The organism is Litoribacterium kuwaitense, from assembly GCF_011058155.1.
Lineage (GTDB): Bacteria > Bacillota > Bacilli > Bacillales > DSM-28697 > Litoribacterium > Litoribacterium kuwaitense.
Genome location: NZ_JAALFC010000038.1, coordinates 1 through 19,571, shown reverse-complemented (window position 1 = coordinate 19,571; position 19,571 = coordinate 1). Strand labels below are relative to the sequence as shown.

At 44.7% G+C, this 19,571-nt stretch carries 17 protein-coding genes and 1 riboswitch; of the genes, 11 read left to right on the top strand and 6 right to left on the bottom strand.

Annotated features, from left to right (window positions below):
* Positions 1-33 precede the first annotated feature (33 nt).
* The gene (locus tag G4V62_RS15515) at positions 34-1,698 is read left to right on the top strand and encodes an extracellular solute-binding protein (protein ID WP_312855510.1); all 1,665 of its coding nucleotides are present in this window, start codon (positions 34-36) and stop codon (positions 1,696-1,698) included.
* Positions 1,699-2,343: 645 nt separating this feature from the next.
* On the top strand, positions 2,344-4,557 hold the full coding sequence (locus G4V62_RS15510) for a helix-turn-helix domain-containing protein (RefSeq protein WP_165203772.1): 2,214 nt from the start codon (positions 2,344-2,346) through the stop codon (positions 4,555-4,557).
* Positions 4,558-4,659: 102 nt separating this feature from the next.
* Here G4V62_RS15510 and G4V62_RS15505 read toward each other — a convergent pair whose 3' ends face one another.
* The gene (locus G4V62_RS15505) at positions 4,660-5,244 is read right to left on the bottom strand and encodes a TetR/AcrR family transcriptional regulator (RefSeq protein WP_165203770.1); all 585 of its coding nucleotides are present in this window, start codon (positions 5,242-5,244) and stop codon (positions 4,660-4,662) included.
* Positions 5,245-5,399: 155 nt separating this feature from the next.
* Between G4V62_RS15505 and G4V62_RS15500 the strand changes: the two genes are divergently transcribed.
* Positions 5,400-6,449: a lactonase family protein gene (locus G4V62_RS15500; protein WP_376768316.1), complete on the top strand. Its 1,050-nt coding sequence runs from the start codon at positions 5,400-5,402 to the stop codon at positions 6,447-6,449.
* A 179-nt stretch (positions 6,450-6,628) separates the two neighbouring features.
* Here G4V62_RS15500 and G4V62_RS15495 read toward each other — a convergent pair whose 3' ends face one another.
* A complete protein-coding gene (locus tag G4V62_RS15495; RefSeq protein WP_246218470.1) occupies positions 6,629-8,239 on the bottom strand; it encodes a glycosyltransferase in 1,611 nt (536 codons plus the stop codon).
* A gap of 70 nt (positions 8,240-8,309) precedes the next feature.
* A riboswitch (PreQ1 riboswitch) is annotated at positions 8,310-8,353 on the top strand.
* A gap of 81 nt (positions 8,354-8,434) precedes the next feature.
* Between G4V62_RS15495 and queC the strand changes: the two genes are divergently transcribed.
* From queC to G4V62_RS15475, 4 genes are all read left to right on the top strand, one after another.
* Positions 8,435-9,109 carry a 7-cyano-7-deazaguanine synthase QueC gene (gene queC, locus G4V62_RS15490; protein WP_165203766.1) on the top strand — a complete coding sequence of 225 codons (675 nt, stop codon included), beginning with the start codon at positions 8,435-8,437 and terminating at the stop codon, positions 9,107-9,109.
* Between the two features lie 5 nt (positions 9,110-9,114).
* The gene (gene queD, locus G4V62_RS15485) at positions 9,115-9,588 is read left to right on the top strand and encodes a 6-carboxytetrahydropterin synthase QueD (protein ID WP_165203792.1); all 474 of its coding nucleotides are present in this window, start codon (positions 9,115-9,117) and stop codon (positions 9,586-9,588) included.
* Positions 9,585-10,310, top strand: a complete 726-nt coding sequence (queE, locus tag G4V62_RS15480) for a 7-carboxy-7-deazaguanine synthase QueE (RefSeq protein WP_165203764.1) — start codon at positions 9,585-9,587, stop codon at positions 10,308-10,310. Before queD ends, queE begins: the two co-directional genes overlap by 4 nt.
* Before the next feature lie 103 nt (positions 10,311-10,413).
* Positions 10,414-11,202, top strand: a complete 789-nt coding sequence (locus G4V62_RS15475) for a hypothetical protein (RefSeq protein ID WP_165203762.1) — start codon at positions 10,414-10,416, stop codon at positions 11,200-11,202.
* Between the two features lie 54 nt (positions 11,203-11,256).
* Here G4V62_RS15475 and G4V62_RS15470 read toward each other — a convergent pair whose 3' ends face one another.
* The 4 genes from G4V62_RS15470 to G4V62_RS15455 all read right to left on the bottom strand — a co-directional run bounded on the left by G4V62_RS15470 (position 11,257) and on the right by G4V62_RS15455 (position 16,005).
* The gene (locus G4V62_RS15470) at positions 11,257-12,333 is read right to left on the bottom strand and encodes a nitric oxide synthase oxygenase (protein WP_165203760.1); all 1,077 of its coding nucleotides are present in this window, start codon (positions 12,331-12,333) and stop codon (positions 11,257-11,259) included.
* A 1,306-nt stretch (positions 12,334-13,639) separates the two neighbouring features.
* Positions 13,640-14,287, bottom strand: coding sequence for a spermine/spermidine synthase domain-containing protein (locus tag G4V62_RS15465; RefSeq protein WP_246218469.1), 648 nt, complete (start codon positions 14,285-14,287; stop codon positions 13,640-13,642).
* Between the two features lie 6 nt (positions 14,288-14,293).
* A complete protein-coding gene (locus G4V62_RS15460; RefSeq protein WP_165203758.1) occupies positions 14,294-14,995 on the bottom strand; it encodes a copper homeostasis protein CutC in 702 nt (233 codons plus the stop codon).
* Positions 14,996-14,997: 2 nt separating this feature from the next.
* Positions 14,998-16,005: an asparaginase gene (locus G4V62_RS15455; protein ID WP_165203756.1), complete on the bottom strand. Its 1,008-nt coding sequence runs from the start codon at positions 16,003-16,005 to the stop codon at positions 14,998-15,000.
* Between the two features lie 978 nt (positions 16,006-16,983).
* On the opposite strand from G4V62_RS15455, the gene G4V62_RS15450 reads away from it, so the two are divergent.
* The 4 genes from G4V62_RS15450 to chrA all read left to right on the top strand — a co-directional run.
* Positions 16,984-17,472: a hypothetical protein gene (locus tag G4V62_RS15450; RefSeq protein ID WP_165203754.1), complete on the top strand. Its 489-nt coding sequence runs from the start codon at positions 16,984-16,986 to the stop codon at positions 17,470-17,472.
* A gap of 53 nt (positions 17,473-17,525) precedes the next feature.
* Entirely contained in the window at positions 17,526-18,293 is a 768-nt protein-coding gene (locus G4V62_RS15445) for a S8 family peptidase (RefSeq protein WP_165203752.1), read from the top strand.
* 168 nt (positions 18,294-18,461) lie between these two features.
* Positions 18,462-18,767 carry a PadR family transcriptional regulator gene (locus G4V62_RS15440; protein ID WP_165203750.1) on the top strand — a complete coding sequence of 102 codons (306 nt, stop codon included), beginning with the start codon at positions 18,462-18,464 and terminating at the stop codon, positions 18,765-18,767.
* Between the two features lie 29 nt (positions 18,768-18,796).
* A partial coding sequence (gene chrA, locus G4V62_RS15435) for a chromate efflux transporter (RefSeq protein ID WP_165203748.1) occupies positions 18,797-19,571 on the top strand: 775 nt, incomplete at its 3' end.

Below are 19,571 nucleotides of genomic sequence, written 5' to 3'. Positions count from 1 at the left end.
TGCAAGGTCAATAAAAAGGGGAGGGTTATTCATTTGAAAAAGAAAAAACAGATGCTGATGAGCTTATTCGTTTTGGTGCTATTATTGGTTGCTTGTAATAACGCAGAGGAAGCAGGAGACGAGACCAATAGCGAGAGTACAGAAGATGTTACGATCAACCCAGTTGGCGAATTACCCATTGTCGATGAAACGATGACGTTGCGTATGTTTGCACCACAGTATCCAACGATTGAAGATATGGAAACAAATACGTATACAAAATGGTTAGAGGAACAAACAAATATTCGGATTGATTGGGATCTTGTGCCAAATGAAGCTTTAAATGACCGAAAGCAGCTGATGCTGGCGAGTGGAGATTATCCAGAGGTCATTCTACACGGAAACTTAACACCTGAAGAACAGATGAGATATGGAGGGCAAGGTGTATTTCTACCCTTAAATCAGTTGATCGATGAATACGCACCGAATGTTAAAGCAGCAATGGAAGAGATTGACTATTTAGAGCGCTTTATGAAGACACCAGATGGAAATATTTATTCTGTTCCAATGGTGAATGAGTGTTATCACTGTACGTATCCAAATAAATATTGGATGAATAAAAAATGGCTTGATAAATTAGGTCTGGATGTCCCAAAGACGACGGACGACTTGTATACGGTATTAAAAGCCTTTAAGGAGGACGATCCGAACGGTAATGGTGAAGCAGATGAGATTCCGCTTACCGCTGCGACAGAAGAGACGATGTGGGGTGGGAATTTTGCTGTCTATCTCATGAGTCCATTTATTTATAATGATGGAGATACGTATTTGATCGTTCGGGATGATGAGGTCTCATTAGCTGCCGACACCGAAGAATGGAAAGAAGGCCTTAAATTTATGAATAAGCTATATTCAGAAGGTCTTATCGATCAAGGAGCCTTCACACAAAATGTGGATGCTGTAAACCAAATTGCGAACCGCCAGCCCGATAATATTATGGGCTCGGTGACGACGGCGCTTTTAAGTTATGCGTTAACGCCAGATGATAACACACCACGCCATAAAGATTATGTCACAGTCCCGCCATTAATCGGTCCTGATGGTGTCCAACAGGCAAATATTGAAGCGAGTGTCACGAGCGGTCAGTTTGCGTTAACAAGTAAAGCAACCGAACAGCAGCAAATCGCAGCGATGAGACTTGTCGATTTCCTCTTTACAGAAGAAGCGATTTTATTACAGGAAAATGGTCCAGAAGGCAAAGGTTGGCGGATGGCTGAAGAAGGCGAGCTCGATTATAATGGCGAACAGGCGAAATATTCATCTATTCCTGTTGAGGAGCAATCCCAAACACATAACGATGGCTGGGAGCAGATCGGTCCGTCGTTGCGGACGTTCGAGTACCGAGCCTCCTTTACGGCCCCAGAAGATCCACTTGCTAAGGATGGTTACGGGATGAGGCTTCACCAAGAAACGAAAAATAACTATGAGCCATATGAAACAACAGAAAACTATCCGAGTGGCATCTACATTAGCATGGAAAATTCGAATGAAGCGGCACAATTGAAAACGACAATCGCCGATTATATCGAAACAAACTTAGCGCAGTTTGTCACCGGAACGAAAAACTTCGAGAATGATTGGGATGATTATGTCAGCGGATTTGAAGGATTACAGCTGAATCGATATATTGAAATCTACCAGGAAGCGTATGATCGTTAATACCAGTAAGAGAACCCCTACTCGATTCATGGAGTAGGGGTGGTTTTTTTGGCTCTACAATATTTGTTGGGGTTTACGAAAAAAAGCCTGATAAACTTGAGTTGTGAAATGAATAGAAGCGGATGCGCATAGTGTAAACAGTCATATAAAGCCGAATTTATGTAAATTTATTTAGAAAAATTAAATATCTAACTGTTCAGACGACACAAATCTATTTATAATGGAAACAGAAGTGGCGTTTTATTGCTGTTTACATGCATGAGACATTGTGGTCAAAAGCAGGGTTTCTCTTAGACCTTGATGTGAAATTGCTGTAAACATCACCGTTGTGAACGATTCCATGAAAGACTTTCCCTTGAAAGAGAAAGTAGCACACAAAATCTTCTTTAGGTCACTAGACGTCCTTTCGTTAAAGCGGTTGTCGTAGTTGAGCGACGATGTTAAAGGCAAAGGCTTGATATTTGCACTTGGCTAAAAGGGGACTAGCAAAAATCGCTTGCAATGAGTGTCAGTTTGCGGTTTTAAAAGGCGTGGTAGCTCCTCAGAAAATTGAAAGCGTATACAACCATTTTTCGGATTTTTTTATAGCTCGTGGCATCAAAATGAGAATCATGCGTATTTCTTTTAGAAAGGAGGGGTTACGTTATGAACCGAACGTGGTTTCGTCGCATGCTAATGGGTTATACACCGGCCTTTTTTATCATCATTGTCGTTTTATTTCTACTGTTTTTTCAAGTGTTAAACGAGCAAAGTCGAAAAGAAGCATTGAAAGTCAATGAATCATTAGCTGGACAAGCGTTTCGGTATATTGATAATACCTTAAAAGAAATTGATCATCGGGTATTACGTGAATCATTGGTCAATAAAAATTTACAACAATTTCTGGATGAGGAAGATTCGGCAAAGGTGCCGATAAATTTAGAGGCACTCAAGTCATTACAAGAATTAAAAATTGCTTACCCGATCATTGATTCAGCATATATTTTGCGCTCCCATGATGAGATGGTTTTAAGTCTAGCGACGTTAGCAAAGCTATCTGACTACGGTGATCGTTCTTTTATTCAAACGGTGATGACTAACCAAATACCACAATGGACAAATGAGAGGAAATTCAAGGAGTTTTCCAATCAGCTTGAAAATGAAGTCATCTCTTTAGTCCGGCAAGTCCCTTTTTATACGAAAACAAAAGGATTTATCGTCGTTAATGTGAGTACGAAGCAATTAGAAACGGATATTCAAAACATGTACGATTCTGAAGTGAGCTTTATTCGTTTAATGGATCGCGAAGGCAATGCCCTATTTCAGGAGAATGATAAAGTACAGCAGGGAGAAGTGTTAACATCGTTTACATCTGATTATTCTGGGTTAACGATCGAAAGTGGGTTTACACAGAGTAATATGAGTCGCATTGTTGACTCAATTAATTTTTTGTGGTTGCTCCTTTCCATTTTTGTCGTGATCATCGGTATTTTATGGATCATTTATATTACGAAAAAAACGTATAAGCCATTAGAACAGCTCGTAGGCAAGGTGCGCTCTTATGCAAAAGACCCGAATGGCGCTCAAAACAGCGACTCGCATGCGAATGAATTTACGTTTATCAATTACACCCTAGAGCAAATGATGGCGCAATCCAATGTGTATCTTCAGGAGCGCGAGGAGGCTTTGTTGCTTCGGCGAAAATATACATTTGAGAAAATATTAAAAGAGATTGGTCCATTTCCTGATTGGGAAGAGGAGATGAATAGCATTGAATTGCCAGTATCGTTTGCTCCGTCCATTGTATTTATGGTGGAAATTGACCGTTACAAGAGCTGGAAAGAGCAAATGGAAGAACAAGACTTATTGCATTTTAAAGCGAGTATGGAAAAGCGAGCTTCGCAGATGAAAGGTGGCATTGTGTCTATCCTTTGGTGCGGATGGACGAATGAAAGTCGTCTCGTCGGCATTGCTCAAGGGTTGGATGACAAAACGGATCCGCTCCCCTATTTGGAAAGATATAAGGAGCAAATCGTCACCTTTTCTTCATTCACAGTGACCATTGGTTATAGCAAAATGATTGTCATTCCGGAAGATCTCCGTAGGGGTTATCGCGAGGCTGAAGAAGCGTTAGCGTATAAAGCGGTTGAAGGAGGGGATCAGATCATACGCTATGAAAATGTAACGCATACAGAGGTAGATATCTATAGCCATTTAAAGCTTGCTCATGAGGTTGTTTTAACCTACCGCAAAAGTCCAAACCACTGGAGGGAGCAGTATCGTCAGCTGTTTGTGCAAATGAGAAAAACAAAGCTGAGAAAAGAAGAGCTTGTCAACATCATGAATTTTTTTGTGTACTATTTGGAAAGGGAAAAGCATTTGTTTCCACAGGAGCTAATGAAGCAGTGGAATGATTATACTCTGCCGGGGCTCGTTGATCAGCTGGAGCGGTTTGACACGGTGGACGAGCTGGAAAGCAACCTTTTGCTTTACTTAGCCGACCTATCTGATCAGCTCGTATCGTATCGGCAATCGCGAAACCACCACCAAGTGTTATCGGAAATCAAAGCGTATATTGAAAGCCATTATGATAAAGAAGAGCTATCCCTCGACCACCTGAGTGATGTGTTTGACTTAAAGGGAAAATACATTAGTAAACTATTTAAAGATGAATTTGGTGAAAAGTTTGTTGATTTTCTCATTAGAATTCGGATGGAAAGAGCGGAGGAATTGTTAACAACCACGAGTGACCCGATTGTTGATATTAGCGAACAAGTGGGTTATGTGAATGCGAATTCGTTTGCGCGGATATTTCGCAAGATGTATGGGACGAGCCCAGGTGAATACAGAAAGCTAAGGAAAGACCTGCCGAGTGCTTAAAGGGCAGGTCGTTACTTCATGTTGTGTTTATCGCTCGCTGAAAGGGTAGCAATTGGGCACTACTTTGTAAGATGCGGAATTAGGACTAGGATGTGACTTAAGTTAACTTTTTGTAGCAGCATCGTTGTCTTCAAAAAGATTGAAGATGGACGCTTGAATATCGATCAAGGGTTGAGTACTTTGGGACGTATGGGTTAATAAAAATGCACCTTGAATGAGTGCGACAATACTCGTCGCTAATCGGGTTGCCTCTGCTGCATCATAGTCATGTCGAATGAGGAGTGTTTCAAAAAAAAGGTCTACGCTTTCATAATACTTTTTACAAGCTTCTTGTATTAACTCGCTCGATCCAATAGTTTCAAGGGTCATCAAGCCGATGGAGGTCATGGTAGAACCACTGTCGACATATTGATGATGGTATTCTGTAATATGTTCAAATAATTTGGTTAAATCTGAGAGGATATCATCACTTTGAAAAGAATTATTTAAGAAATAGAGAACTTCATCGATGCGATGATACACGCCTTCAGCAGCAATTTGTTCTTTTCCATTTGGAAAATAATGATAAATAGATCCTTGTGGGCAACCACTTTCTTTAATGATTTGCCTCAAGCCTGTGGCATGATAGCCTTGGGCGTGAAACAAGCGGCTGGCAGTTTCAATCGTTACTCTTTTAATGTCCTTCAAAAGGAATACGCTCCTTTACCAATAGTGCAAAATAAAGGTTTTTGTTACACAAATCATAGAAGGGAGGGAAAAACCTGTCAACGAAATTCCCTTAAAGGTTTACTAAAGGTTATAAATTAGACTTATGATACACTTAAATAAATAACGTAAAGGAGATGATGGAAATGGCAACGTACACTGCTTATATCGGCACGTATACGAAAAATGAAAGTCAGGGGGTTTACAAGCTTTCATTTAACGCAGCTACAGGTAAACTTAGTACCCCGGCACTCGTTGCTGAATTGCAAAATCCTACATATGTTAATCCAAGTAAGGATGGACGTGTCCTGTATGCTGTCGCTAAAGAAGGAGAGAGCGGCGGTGTCGCCGCTTATCGTGTTGAGTCAATGGGTGAGCTGGCATTGTTAAATAAGCAGATTGATGGTGCAGGGTCTCCTTGTCACGTAAGTGTGAATGATGCACGTACTCAGGTCGTGACAGCGAACTATCATACGGGGATCATTGCGCTGTATCCTGTCAATGAAGACGGCTCTCTTTTGCCAGTGGCGAGTACTGTTCAACACGAGGGGTGCGGTCCTAATGAAGCGCGACAAGAGAAAGCCCATGCGCATTATGCTGGTTTTACCCCGGATCAAAAATACGTTGTTGCAGTCGATCTTGGTACAGACGAGCTCGTGACGTACGCTGTGGCGAACGATCAGCTTGAGCCTGTTGCCCGTTTTCGATTCTCTGCTGGCGCCGGACCGCGGCATATTATTTTTCACCCGAATGGTCATGATGCCTACGTCTTAACTGAGTTAAGCAATGAGGTTGTTGTGCTAAGCTACAACAAATCGGATGGTCGTTTCACCGAAAAGCAGGTCATTCCTACATTGCCACGTGACTTTTACGAAAATAGCCAAGGCAGCGCAATCCATGTGTCTGCGGATGGTCGCTTCGTATATGCGGCGAATCGTGGGCATGACAGCATTGCAGTGTTTTCTGTGGACAGCGGCTCTAGTGAATTAACGCTCGTTGAACGGGTGTCAACGGAAGGTCATTGGCCACGTGATTTTGCGCTTGATCCAACAGAAGGTTATGTCATCGTTTCCAATCAAGAAACCGATAACGTACTTGTCTATCAGCGTGATCGGCAGTCGGGAAGGTTAACCGCGCTCGCTGGAGAACAAAACGTATCGTCACCAGTTTGTGTGAAATTTGTTTAAAGTCTACGCTTTGCCCAGGAGGAATAAAGCTTTTCTGGTTTCGTCTAGGTGCAAAGGTGAATGAAGATGCGGATCAAACTTTAGTCTATAAGAGAATCAGCTTGCCGATACTGTAGAATAAAATCGTAAATTTATAAGTTAACATGCCCGTGTAAATTTTTCGTTTTACCGGGCGTTTTTTATGGGACGTTATAAAAAGGAATCAGAGTCGGGTTCGGATCAAGAATGGACTCATATTGAGCAATTTGTCCATATACCCCGTTTGGATCTAGTGTTTGGTAGCGGACATACTTTTGGCGTCTATCCTCTTCCCTAGACCAGCCAAGGTGCTTCACCCGCCAGTTTGACAAACGATTTGGATGGGACCAAATGTTTTCAGGGAAACGTCCACAGTGTTGAGGTGTCTCGTTCCAAGTGTAGAGATATTCACGGTTGGGACGGAGCAGGAATGGGCGAAACATGTGATGCGCTCGCCAATGCTCATCATCACGATAATGGAGAGGGTCCCACATGTCATATAGGCGGAAGGAAATGAGGTCACTATCTTTCTCTTGTATCAGTTGATGAACGTCATTCGCGAAGCCTTTTTCAAACATTTCATCTGCATCCATATTTAATATCCAGTCGGGATTGGTCCGCAGCGTTTCTGCCCATTGTTGTTTGCGAAGATCAATTTCATTGGCGAAGCGGGAGTGCTCATTATGAATGAGCTGTAGCGGAATGTCAGCTAAAATCTCTTTGCACAAGGCACTCGTTCTATCTGTGCTGCCATCGTCAATAATCACCGCTTCATCGATATACGTTGCATGTGACCGAAGCACGTCTTCTAAGAAGCGATGTTCCTCATTATGAACGATCATGGACAATGTCAGTTTTGGAGGCTCGTTGACGTCAATGGTATCTGTTTTAGGGCTGTTCTCCAGCAGAAATGTCTTGCCCTTTTCAATTTCTGATTCTCGATAGATATGAAAAGGAGGGAAATGGGTATCGGCATACAATGTAAAGCCTAGTGCAGCAGCACGTATACAAAAATGGCGATCTTCCCCCCAGAATCCAAGGTTTGGAATTTCACCAAAATGAACACCGCCTTCGATGACCTTTCGTGATAATAACGTGCAGGCCCCAAGACCACCGACCTCGTACAACCCCGGTTTTCTTAATTTGTCATAAAACGCTACCATGCGCTCATGTTTTTCTGCTTCAGAAAGCACTTCATCGCGTTTGGCATGCCATTGCACGTATTCATCTCGGAGCCAGACTTGCGGTTGAGCCATTGCGTCTCGCTGCCATTGGGTCCAAAAGACTTCAGAGACGATATCGACTTGTTGAGAGGCAAGGTGAGAGATGGTTGTTGGTGCAAGTAACAGATCGGAATCGATAAGGAACAATCCATCAAATCCGTCGTCACGCGCTTTTTGAATCATCTTGTTTTTAAAATAAGCGACTTTCCATATTAAATGATTATTCCAGTAATGCGTAAATTCATCACGTCCATAATCATCTTTTTTTCCAGATGATTCAACGGTTACACGGGGCCACCTTTCTTGAAAAGCTTTTAATAACTTTGAACTTTGTGCGTCTGTATTATCATCTATAAAATAAAAGGACAAGGTTTGCGGTGTAGTGTCGATCAGGCGTCCTAAGGATTGTAAAAATAGTTGTAAGACATCTGGCTTTTGGTGAATAGGGCTTGCGATTAGGATCGTTTTCAAAGCATCGTAACCTCCTCTAACGTCATAGACAATTTGCTCTAACGTATGCATGAGGATGAGCTTATGTGCAGTGTTCATCGCGATTTCCCTTTTCTGTGGGAAAGACCTATGGTACGATATTTGTAAATGAATAGAAAATCCGTGCATGTTGGGAGAGGTTCTAGCGCACCCTCTATAAAAAACTAAGGAAAACGGAATCCTTATGTGGAAACCGTTTTGTTTTTTTAGGTGACGCTTTGAATTCTCTCTTTCATAGGAAAGGAGAATTTTTTTATGGGCTTACAGCAGGAGAAGGCTGTCGTCGTTTTTAGTGGAGGACAGGATAGTACAACGTGTTTATTTTGGGCAAAAAAGACATTTGCTGAAGTGGTGACGGTAACTTTCGCTTATGGGCAGCGCCATGCGCAGGAAATTGACGTTGCACGAACAATTGCACAAGAGCAAAATGTGGAGCATCATGTGCTCGATTTGTCTTTATTCAGCCAATTGGCTCCGAATGCGCTAACGAACAAGTCGATGGCGATTGAACAAGAGGAAGGTGAGCTGCCATCGACGTTTGTTCCAGGACGAAACCTCGTTTTTCTCTCAATGGCAGGAATTTTAGCTAGTCAGGTGGGTGCAAAACATATTGTCACCGGTGTTTGCGAGACAGATTTCAGCGGGTACCCTGATTGTCGCGATGCCTTTATTAAGTCGCTGAATGTCACCTTAAACCTATCGATGGATGACTCCTTCGTCATTCACACCCCTTTAATGTGGCTTGATAAGGCGGAAACGTGGAAAATGGCCGATGAGCTTCATTCATTTTCGTATGTTCGCGATCGAACGCTGACTTGTTATGAAGGTGTGATGGGACAAGGGTGTGGAGAATGTCCAGCTTGCGAGTTGCGTAATCAAGGTTTACAGCGCTATCAGGAGGAGAAAAGACAGCAAGAGGGGTTGAGCTAATGGACATGTATGGTTTTCGGATTGTTGATCGATTGCAAAAGTTTGGTGAGGATATTTCCCATGAGGAGCTGAAATACCACCACCGCCGTGTGCTCATTTCAAAGGAGTTTACGTTTGATGCGGCGCATCACTTGCATCAGTACGAAGGGAAATGTAAAAATCTCCACGGTCATACGTATCGTGTCGTGTTCGGGATCAGTGGATACGTTGACGATCGCGGTTTAATGCTCGATTTTAGTGAGATTAAACGCATTTGGAAGGAATCAATTGAAATTCATCTTGATCACCGTTATTTAAATGAGACGCTGCCAGCGATGAATACGACGGCTGAAAATATGGTCGTTTGGCTATATGAACAGATGGAAAAAGCGCTTCGTTCGCAAGTTCCCGAAGCGCGTGGTACACGTGTAGAGTTTGTCCGGCTTTTTGAAACGCCGAAGAGCTATGCGGAAATGCGGAGGGAGTGGATGGAGGCATGATTCCTGTACTTGAAATCTTTGGACCGACAGTTCAAGGAGAAGGGATGGTTGCTGGGCAAAAAACGATGTTCGTCCGCACGGCCGGCTGTGACTATCGTTGCTCGTGGTGCGATTCTGCCTATACGTGGGATGGGAGTGCGAAGCAGGATATTGTGTCAATGACACCGGAGGGAATTTTGCATCGCCTCGGTGAGATAGGTGCGGATCGCTATAATCACGTGACGATTTCGGGTGGCAACCCAGCGCTCATTCGTCACCTCGGTCGACTCGTTACGTTGCTGCATGAGAATCATTGCGCGGTTGGGTTAGAGACGCAGGGCAGCGTGTGGCAAGATTGGTTTCTTGAGATAGACGACTTAACGATCTCTCCAAAGCCGCCAAGCTCAGGAATGGAAACGGATTTTGCGATTCTCGATGAGATCATCGGTCATCTTACCGCACATGACCGGATTGAACGGCACACGAGCTTAAAGGTCGTCGTTTTTGACGATGACGATTTTGCTTATGCTTGTCAGGTTCATGCCCGTTATCCCGACGTTCCTTGTTTTCTGCAAGTAGGTAATCCTGATGCGAATACTGGTGCAACCGACCAGCTTGTCAGTCGTTTGCTTGTTGATTATGAACGACTTGTCGATCGGGTCGTCGCTTCTCCACAGATGAATGATGTCCGCGTTTTACCCCAGCTCCATGTTCTCGTATGGGGAAACAAGCGCGGCGTTTAAAGAAAAGTGTTTTTCGATCTGCTCCTCTCAGGAAATCTTTGATTGCATCGATACAATTTAGGGAATGCCTTTAAGCAAAGACGTCATTTTGGGGAGGAGCATCATGAACGAAACGCACCGCTTTCATATCATTCAGCGTATGGCCGAAGATGAGGATGCTGTGCGAGCTGTTTGTATGTTCGAGACAGACGCTAAACAAGACGAAACGTTGTGGAAAGATCGTCTTTTCTATGTGCTTGTGTATGTAGATGGCAAAGCCTCTTTTTCACAAACGCAGTGGACAGATCAATTTTTAAAGGGATCACCAAGATATAAAAACGGGGATTCGATTGTCGTTCTTGTTGATTTAACGACGCGTGTCGAGTTTCAATTTTATGTAGAAGAGGATCGCTTTCGGTCAGATTGCTTGGGCTACAGACGATCGTTTCAGATGGCTTTTCAGTATGATCCGAGTGAGCAGGTGGATCAGTCGCATCGATCGTCTCATAAGGATCAGTTAGAGCAATGGTTTTGTGCTTGGCTAGACATGTGGATTCAAGGGGTGAGAAATCATAAGCGTGGCGAGTACGCGTATAGCTTACGCTTGCTCAATGACATCCGGGAGGTTTTGCTGCAGCTGGCGTTGATTCAAAATCATCAAGCGCCTCAAGCCGGACAGAATGTATGTCGGCATGCAGAAGTCAGTTTGTCACCAACCGTATACACACGGCTTAGAGCTGTTACGGCACGGCTGTATCCCGATGAAATCAAAGCTGCTTATCGGGCAGCATGGGTTTGGGGCAAGGATATGTACATGGCGATGACGCCGCTTCTTGATGAACACTTCGATGAAGAGTGGTTGCGGCAGGCGCAGTGTTTAGTTAACAAGGAAGCGGAACAGAGTTCATGCTAAAAAGGCAAACGGGCACGACAGAAACGCCTCTGTCCATGCCCGCTTTCTTTGCTTCTAATCCACTTTATAGGGAGCTTGCTGATAAAGGTAATTTGGGGAATGCATTGTATTGTCGTAAGGCTGGTGAAAAATGTGCGTTGTCGCTGGGGAGACCGGCGGGATAAGCCATGTCCAGTCACCGGTCATATGACGGCACGCTTTTTGCTCATTCATTTCAAAACGCTTAAATTGCTTTGCGGCGGTGTGGTGATCGACAAGTGTGACACCATGCTTACGGAAGGACTCCAAGACAGCAACATTTAATTCAACGAGCGCTTTGTCACGCCAGAGTGAGCTTTCGTGAGTCATATTCAGCTGCATGATCTCGCCCATCATGGGCAAGAGATTATACCGGTCTTCATCCGCTAAGTTACGCGCCCCTATTTCTGTTTCCATGTACCATCCATTAAATGGCGCGGCACGGTATAAAAGCCCACCGATATCTAAAGCCATATCTGAAATGATCGGCACGGCATACCATTCGATTCCTAAATCATCAAAGGCAGGATAAGCAGAATGTTGAAGAGGGACTCGAAGGATAATTGATTCGGGAATCAAAAAGAGCGCCGGCGCACCGTCGTTGACTTGAATGACGAGGGGAAGAATGTCAAACGCTGTTCGCTGACTTTGCCAGCCTAAGTTTAGACATTGCGCTGTCATTTCCACCGAGTGAGGGTCACCTGTGACTGATCCGTCTTCATTGACATAACCCGCATAGCGCAAGAGCTGATGATTCCAAATGCGGACGCCTTCAGAGAAAACCGTAATCGTGGAACGGATTTTCCCACCATTCGTTGCCTCGTTGATATGGTGAAGGAGAGCTTCAGCAATGTCTTCCTCTTTGTCCAAATGTCGGGCGTCATTGACGTGTAGTTTTTCCCAAAACAAACGTCCAATGCAGCGATTGCTATTTCTCCAAGCCACTTTAGCTCCATAAGTCAGCTCGGACGTCGTCGGTTCATACGTTCCCGTTGCGTCAATGTCGGCTTGCACTTCACTAAGGCGCAGCTGTTTTTCTTCTTCTGGAAGACCGAGCTCTGAATAATATTGTTCAATAAATTGCTTTGCCTGTTCATATAAGGACGGGGGCATATATCTTCGCTCCTTTTCACTCTATATCTTAAGGAAAAATGAAGACGGTCGTCCAGTTTAATCTTCTGTAGAGCATGTGACAGTTTGTTCAAAATGTCCAGCCCGTTGCCAAGCGTTCGCATTCGTCGCCCGTCGTCTTATTAATCTTCCATTTTCTCGTTCAAGTGTTGGTGAGTCAGGCTGAAAATGCGGGTGCGCCGCTTTTTTGACTTTGTGGAAAGGAGCTTGATGGTTATCGTGCATGGTGGCACTAAATCGGAGGCAATACAGCGTACTTAGCTAAAGGAATAATTCAAATAGATGAAAAAATCTCGATAAGAGTTATAACTCATCAGCGTTAAGAATGTCCAATGGGATTACATGGTTGGCAGATCTGATTCATGCCGTTCCTACGGAAAAAGACGTTCCAAGAATAGATCCATACCTTATTAGCCATAAAAGTAGGATTCGTAAGGATGCATCGCCACAATCAAGAGATTAATTTCAAATTAACATTAAAAGCAATAAATGTATTCTGGAAAGTCAAGAAATATTAGATTAAATGGTAAAGGTTATCAGTCGTTTGGAAAATGCTAGAGATATTCAGAAGACCTTAAAAAAAGTGTTGTTATATCCTTTGGTTGAGAGATTATATATACATCTAAAACTAGCTAATCATTCAAGATTATTTTTCAATAAAATGAAAAAAATGTTATAATAGTGAGAGCAATATACGGTACTCATGGGTGGATCGGCACTCCTTTATAGAAGGGGGGTGCTAACAAATGACAGACTATCAAATGATTTCTTTAGTCATTGCATTGATCGGACTTGTTGTCGGAACAATGATGTCATTTGCTACACTGATTTTCTTGCTAACGCAAAGAAAAAAGTAATCCGCCCATCGAGTTAGCTGCTCATGCGGATTACTTTTTCTGCTAGGCTGGTCCACTATGGAACCTGTATTGCTTACGCCACAAGTGTTCCAGCACTTGTGGCTCTTTTTAGTATATCCATCTTAACTACATAATATCACAGAACAGCCCTATTGTTTAGCATAAAGTTGTTATTCTCAGCTAGTTTCCCTCTGTTTTAGCAATAAGGTGTCATTCTCCACTGGTTCTTTCTTGTTTCAGCAACAAAGTGACATTCTCAACCAGTATTCTTCTGTTTTGGGTGAATGTTTGCCAATATCAACGTATTTATTATCAAGTTTTCACTGCTTCATACTCTTCATGATTTTATTTCTTAATATTGACTTCAGTTTGCCGACTTTATTCACACTTGTTTTCTGAAGCGTTGTTGCTAAAGCGATTAAAGGAGGATGCTACAAAACTGCTAAGTAAATATAATCATCGTCGCCACGGGGGACAGGTGTGCGGATGACTTGAACCTTATTAAAATATTTTAGAAGTGCCTGTTCAAACCAGGGTGCTTCTTGAGCACTCCATATTGAAACAGCCCCGCCCGGCTTAAGCAGTTTTGCTAGCTGGGCGAGGTGGGTGTTGGTGTATAGTGCTTTGTTATCAGTACTGACCGTCCAATCTGGTCCATTGTCAATGTCTAAGCAAATCACATCGTACGTTTCTTCAATGGCTTTGGAGAGCCAAGTTAAAAAATCACTTTGAATGACATGAACCCGAGGATCATCCATGCTCGTATTGCTCACGTTTTTAAGATATGTACGATTCCATTCGATGATCCATGGATCAATTTCGACGACATCGACGTGCTTGACATCATTTGATCGCACAGCTTCGTTGACAGAAAAACCAACACCCAGTCCCCCAATCAATACGCGTTTAGGTGAATGTTGTGTATTTAAGGCCGTGTGCACGAGCTTTCGCTCAGATGTCCCATTATAGGTAGCCATCAAAAAAGTGCCATTGTAGATAATTTCATAATGAATGCCTCTTTGTTGTAATTGAATCTCACCGAGAACGGACGAACGTCTGTCGACCACCGTTCGATTCAATGTTTTTCACCCCTTTAAAATAGCTTTGATCTTTTGAACCGTTTCGTCATCGATTGCTTCAGTAAAAGAGCTGTTTTTTCGTGCTGCTGAGCCAATATGATATTCACTGGTTCGAAGCGCTTGATGGAGCTCGCTGAGGTTGTTCTTATCAATTCCTGCACCAGGCATGACGACTGGAGCATCTTGACTATTGGCAGCGCTTGCCACCATAGCCTGAAGATTTTCTTTTCCGAGCAGAGCGCTTTTTGCGCCTCCTGAAGTAAGAACGGAGTCGATGCCTCCTAGCTTGCATAGTGTTTGAAAGGAAATAACTGGGTCGCGCGCCGCGTCGATGGCACGATGAAACGTCACTTTTAGTCCGTTTGCCGCTTGAATAACATCTTCAGCAAATGGCACGTCCACATTCCCTTCGCTGTCGAGGGCACCGAAAACAATTCCTGCGGCACCGGCAGCACGTGCGTGTTCAATATCCGCTAAAATGATCGCCTTCTCTTCCTCACTGTACTGAAAGGAACGGCTGTGGGGGCGAACCATAACATTGACAGGGATGCTTACCGAGCGGGTGACTGCCTCAATGACACCACGTGCCGGGGTAAGCCCGCCTTCTCCCATAGCGGTGACGAGCTCAAGCCGATCAGCACCGGCGGCTTCTGCCTGCTTTGCATCCTCAGGCAGCAGGGCAATGACTTCCAAAAGGGGTGTTGCCACGCTTATGCACCTCCGTTTTCAATATGTACTGTTCGATGGCCTGCAGGTACGCCAGCATCGTTTGTGATTTCGAGCGAGCCGAGCGCTTTCAGGCGTTCAATGGTTGCTGGATTGTCATAGTTGATGTGCTCTAAAAGAGCAGCAACAATTTGCGGCCATACGTGCTCATGACCACTTAACACTTTTAAGGCAAATGCTTGTTGTTCTTTGCGCAATGAAAAACAGTATACGCCTTGTGCGCCTCCTTTAGCGACGATATTGTCGTCTTCTAAAAGCGCTGTACAAATAAAATCGTGTGAGGCAACGATTTCAGGATGTGCATTCATGACGTTGCCAATGGACGTGACGGTTTGGCGTAGATGCTCGTCCTCAATGAGTTCAGGCACGGCAAATTTCAAATATGACAAAGCCATTTGTTTTAAAGGTACAGCAAACACAGGGACGCCACAGCCGTCAACACCGGTTTCAATATCTTCTGTTTTCATCTCTGTCAATTCAGCGAGCGCTTCAAGAATACGCTGTTGAACAGGGTGATCAAGCTGATCATATCCTTCCATTGACCAACCGTTTGCTCGAGAAGCAGCGAGTAATCCAAGGTGCTTTCCTGCACAGTTGTGATACAGCTTTCGCTTCGGCTCATGCTTCGCAATGCTTTCAGCTTTCGGTGCGTCATTTAAAGGGTGTGATGCATTACATACGAGTGTTTCCTCATCAAGCCCCCACTTCTTTAACAGCGATTGCAAAGCTTCTTGATGATAGGATTCTCCGCGCTGTGAAGCGGTGCACAAGGCAGCTTCTTTGTCGCTGATGTTGTACTCTTCAAATACATTGGACTCAAACACAGGAATGGCTTGAATCGGCTTTAATGCGGAGCGGTAAAAGATCGGTGTGTCGATGTCGCCTTGCTGAAAAATAACAGATCCATTACGATCGATGCCGCAAATGAGTCCGTGATGAATGTTTTCAAGTGTTTGACCGCGCCATTCTTTTACAAGGATAGGTGTTTCCATTGTTGTGGTCCCCTCTCAGTCTTTGGTGTTGTGACCTATTTTTAAGATCAGCCTGTTGACAAACGCTCGCATCCGTCGTTGCTTGGCTCGCTCGTCCGCTCATGAACAAGGTGTTCAAATCGCGTCTTCGCTCACCGTCGCGCCTAGCCTGCCAAGCGTTTTCAAGCCAGGCTGAGGATGAGCTGTTGACAAACGCTCGCATCCGTCGTTGCTTGGCTCGCTCGTCCGCTCATGAACAAGGTGTTCAAATCGCGTCTTCGCTCACCGTCGCGCCTAGTCTGCCAAGCGTTTTCAAGCCAGGCTGAGGATGAGCTGTTGACAAACGCTCGCATCCGTCGTTGCTTGGCTCGCTCGTCCGCTCATGAACAAGGTGTTTAAATCGCGTCTTCGCTCACCGTCGCGCCTAGTCTGCCAAGCGTTTTCAAACCAGGCTGAGGATGAGCTGTTGACAAACGCTCGCATCCGTCGTTGCTTGGCTCGCTCGTCCGCTCATGAACAAGGTGTTCAAATCGTGTCTTCGCTCGCTGTCGCGCCTAGTCTGCCAAGCGTTTTCAAGCCAGGCTGAGGATGAGCTGTTGACAAACGCTCGCATCCGTCGTTTCCTGGCTCGCTCGTCGGCTCATGAACAAGGTGTTCAAATCGGCGTCTTCGCTCGCTGTCGCGCCTAGTCTGCCAAGCGTTTTCAACCCAGGCTGTAGAAAAAATTGATCGCGAAAGCTTCCATGTGATGTAGTGTAGACAAAATCACTTTGTCTATCTGTTAAAGATATCTTTGTTGATCAGAGAATTTTGGAAAAATTATTGGATATGAATCAATGGTACGTTTAAACGTTGATGGTTGTCAACGGCATTATCTCGGTTTCTCGAGCATTTGAGCAATCTTTTTCTATATTACAGTAAATGGCTGGACAAACACCGCTTCGAATGAATCCCCTCCGGCATAAAGTGCTGATAAATGACTGGAGGAGGCAAATGATCGTGTATTCATCTTATTCAATGATCCAATCTGTTCGTACGTATGGCCATTTGTTGGACAGGCGTCTGAAACGGCAGATGGTTAGACTTTACCATCCAATGCGTTTAGTTCCGTGCATTTTTCATCGCTTGATGGATCATTGGCTCAAAAAAAGCAAGCGGGTTGATGTCATCGTGCAATTTACCGAAGAAGGCTATGAATCTGGTCTAAATACGCTCAAGCAAAAGCTAGGGGAAAAGTATATCAAGCGTCAGCGGAGGCTGTTACCGCAAATGAATGGATGTGCATTAAGGCTGTCGATGGACGAAGTGGAACAGCTTTGCCATCAATGTAAGTTAATTAATAAGATCTATTTAGACCGATCGATGTCCGTCTTAATGGACCGTGCCGCACATCACGTCCACGCCCATCGTTTGCGTGAATCTGGGTTGAGTGGGAAGGGTGTGACGGTCGCTATCGTTGATACAGGGTTTTTCCGCATCCAGATTTAGGCGAGCCAGGTGAATGTGTCCTGGCCTTTAAAGATTACGTCCGCCATCGCACGGTGCCCTATGATGATAATGGGCATGGGACACATTGTGCAGGCTGTATTGCTGCGGATGGACGCTGTTCGGCGGGACGCTATCAAGGCATTGCACCGAACGCGAATTTAGTCGTCGTGAAAGTGCTGAATCGATACGGGCATGGTGCTTTATCGGATGTTATTTCCGGTATTGATTGGTGTATTGAACATAAAGACATATATCGCATTCGTATTTTGTCTATGTCGATCGGCTCTCAGGCGCTAGAGCCGCCTGACGAAGATCCAGTTGTGCAGGCGGTAGAACGGGCGTGGGCTGCGGGTATTTTTGTCGTGACGGCGGCTGGTAATGAAGGTCCAGGGCTGGGAACAGTGGCGACACCAGGCATCAGCTCTACTGTTGTAACGGTTGGTGCAGGTGAAGGAAGATTAAAGGAGGGGGTAGCGGCGTTTTCTAGCCGTGGGCCGACTATTCATGGTGCGCTGAAGCCGGATGTGATCGCTCCAGGTGTGAATATTATATCTCTGCGAGCCCCGCGTTCCTTTCAAGATAAATTCGGGCAGCGGGATCGGCGCGATGGTGCGTATTTTAATGCGACAGGCACGTCTATGGCAACACCGATCGTTGCTGGTATTGCTGCACAGCTGTTAGAAAAGGCGCCTGCGTTAACCCCAGATGAGCTGAAAACGCTCCTCTGTCAGTCTTGTGAAACGATGGAATTGCCTTCCTCGACGGAGGGGCATGGTTTAATCAATGCGGAACAGGCATTAGCTACACTTTCCAAAAAATGATCATGCAACAGCTAGCTGCAGTAAAGCGATCATTCACAAGCTGTCAACGTTGAATAATGGTAGCGGATGTGTTCACTATTAAATATTTGTAAATGTGTGAACATATCGTTGACAGGATACTTTTATTGATATAGAATTCCGATATCGAAATCCGATAGGAGGGGTTTTATGGAGGATCGCATCTTACGCAAGCTCTTCCTTGGCTTTATTCATATTCATATTCTTCATCATGCACAAGAGCATCCGATTTATGGAGCCTGGATGCTTGAAGAGCTTCGCGAACACGGATATACGATCAGTGCTGGAACACTTTATCCGATTTTGCACGGCATGGAAGCAGATGGCTTGCTGCATCGAGAAAACCAAACAGTCGCCGGAAAGGTTCGTAAATATTATACAGCGACTGAAGCAGGGGCGATCGTACTTGAAGAAGCTCGGAAGAAGGCATATGAGCTTTTTAAAGAGATTAAATAACGAACTTGAGAGAGGGGATGATTCAAAAAATGTCGACAACAGCTGTGAGTAGGTGGCGTGTGTGGCTGTCATTATTTCTCGTATCACTCAGATTAGGGGTCACGTCGTTTGGCGGTCCAGCTGCTCATCTAGGTTTCTTCCATGAAGAATATGTTCGCCGGAAAAAGTGGCTGGATGAAAAAACATATGCCGATGTCGTCGCCTTGTGTCAGTTTCTCCCTGGACCTGCAAGCAGTCAGGTTGGGATGGCGGTCGGGCTGACCCGTGGCGGGATTATTGGGGGACTCGCTTCCTTCGCCGGCTTTACGCTACCGTCTGTTTTTTTACTCATCGGATTTGCTTATATGTATACGGAATGGAACCTCGGTGACGCCGGCTGGATTCATGGGTTAAAGCTTGTGGCGGTCGCGGTCGTTGCGCATGCTGTGTTTGGAATGGCGAAAAAATTGACGCCTGATGTCCCAAGACAAACGATTGCAGTGCTGTCACTAGCGATTATCTTGCTATGGCAAACGGCGTGGTCACAAGTGATTGTCATCTTGCTTGCGGCGATTGCAGGGATTGTCATGTTTCGTAAAACAGCGTCTGAAGCATCGGACGATCAGGCAAGCCGTCCGTTGCTGACAAAACGAGCAGGGGCCATTTGTCTGACTTTGTTTGTCGGTTTTCTCATCGCGTTTCCGTTACTTCGCAATGTCATGGACGCATCATGGCTCGCGCTAAGCGATATGTTTTATCGGGCGGGGTCGTTCGTGTTCGGTGGTGGTCACGTCGTCTTGCCGTTGCTCGAACGGGAATTTGTGC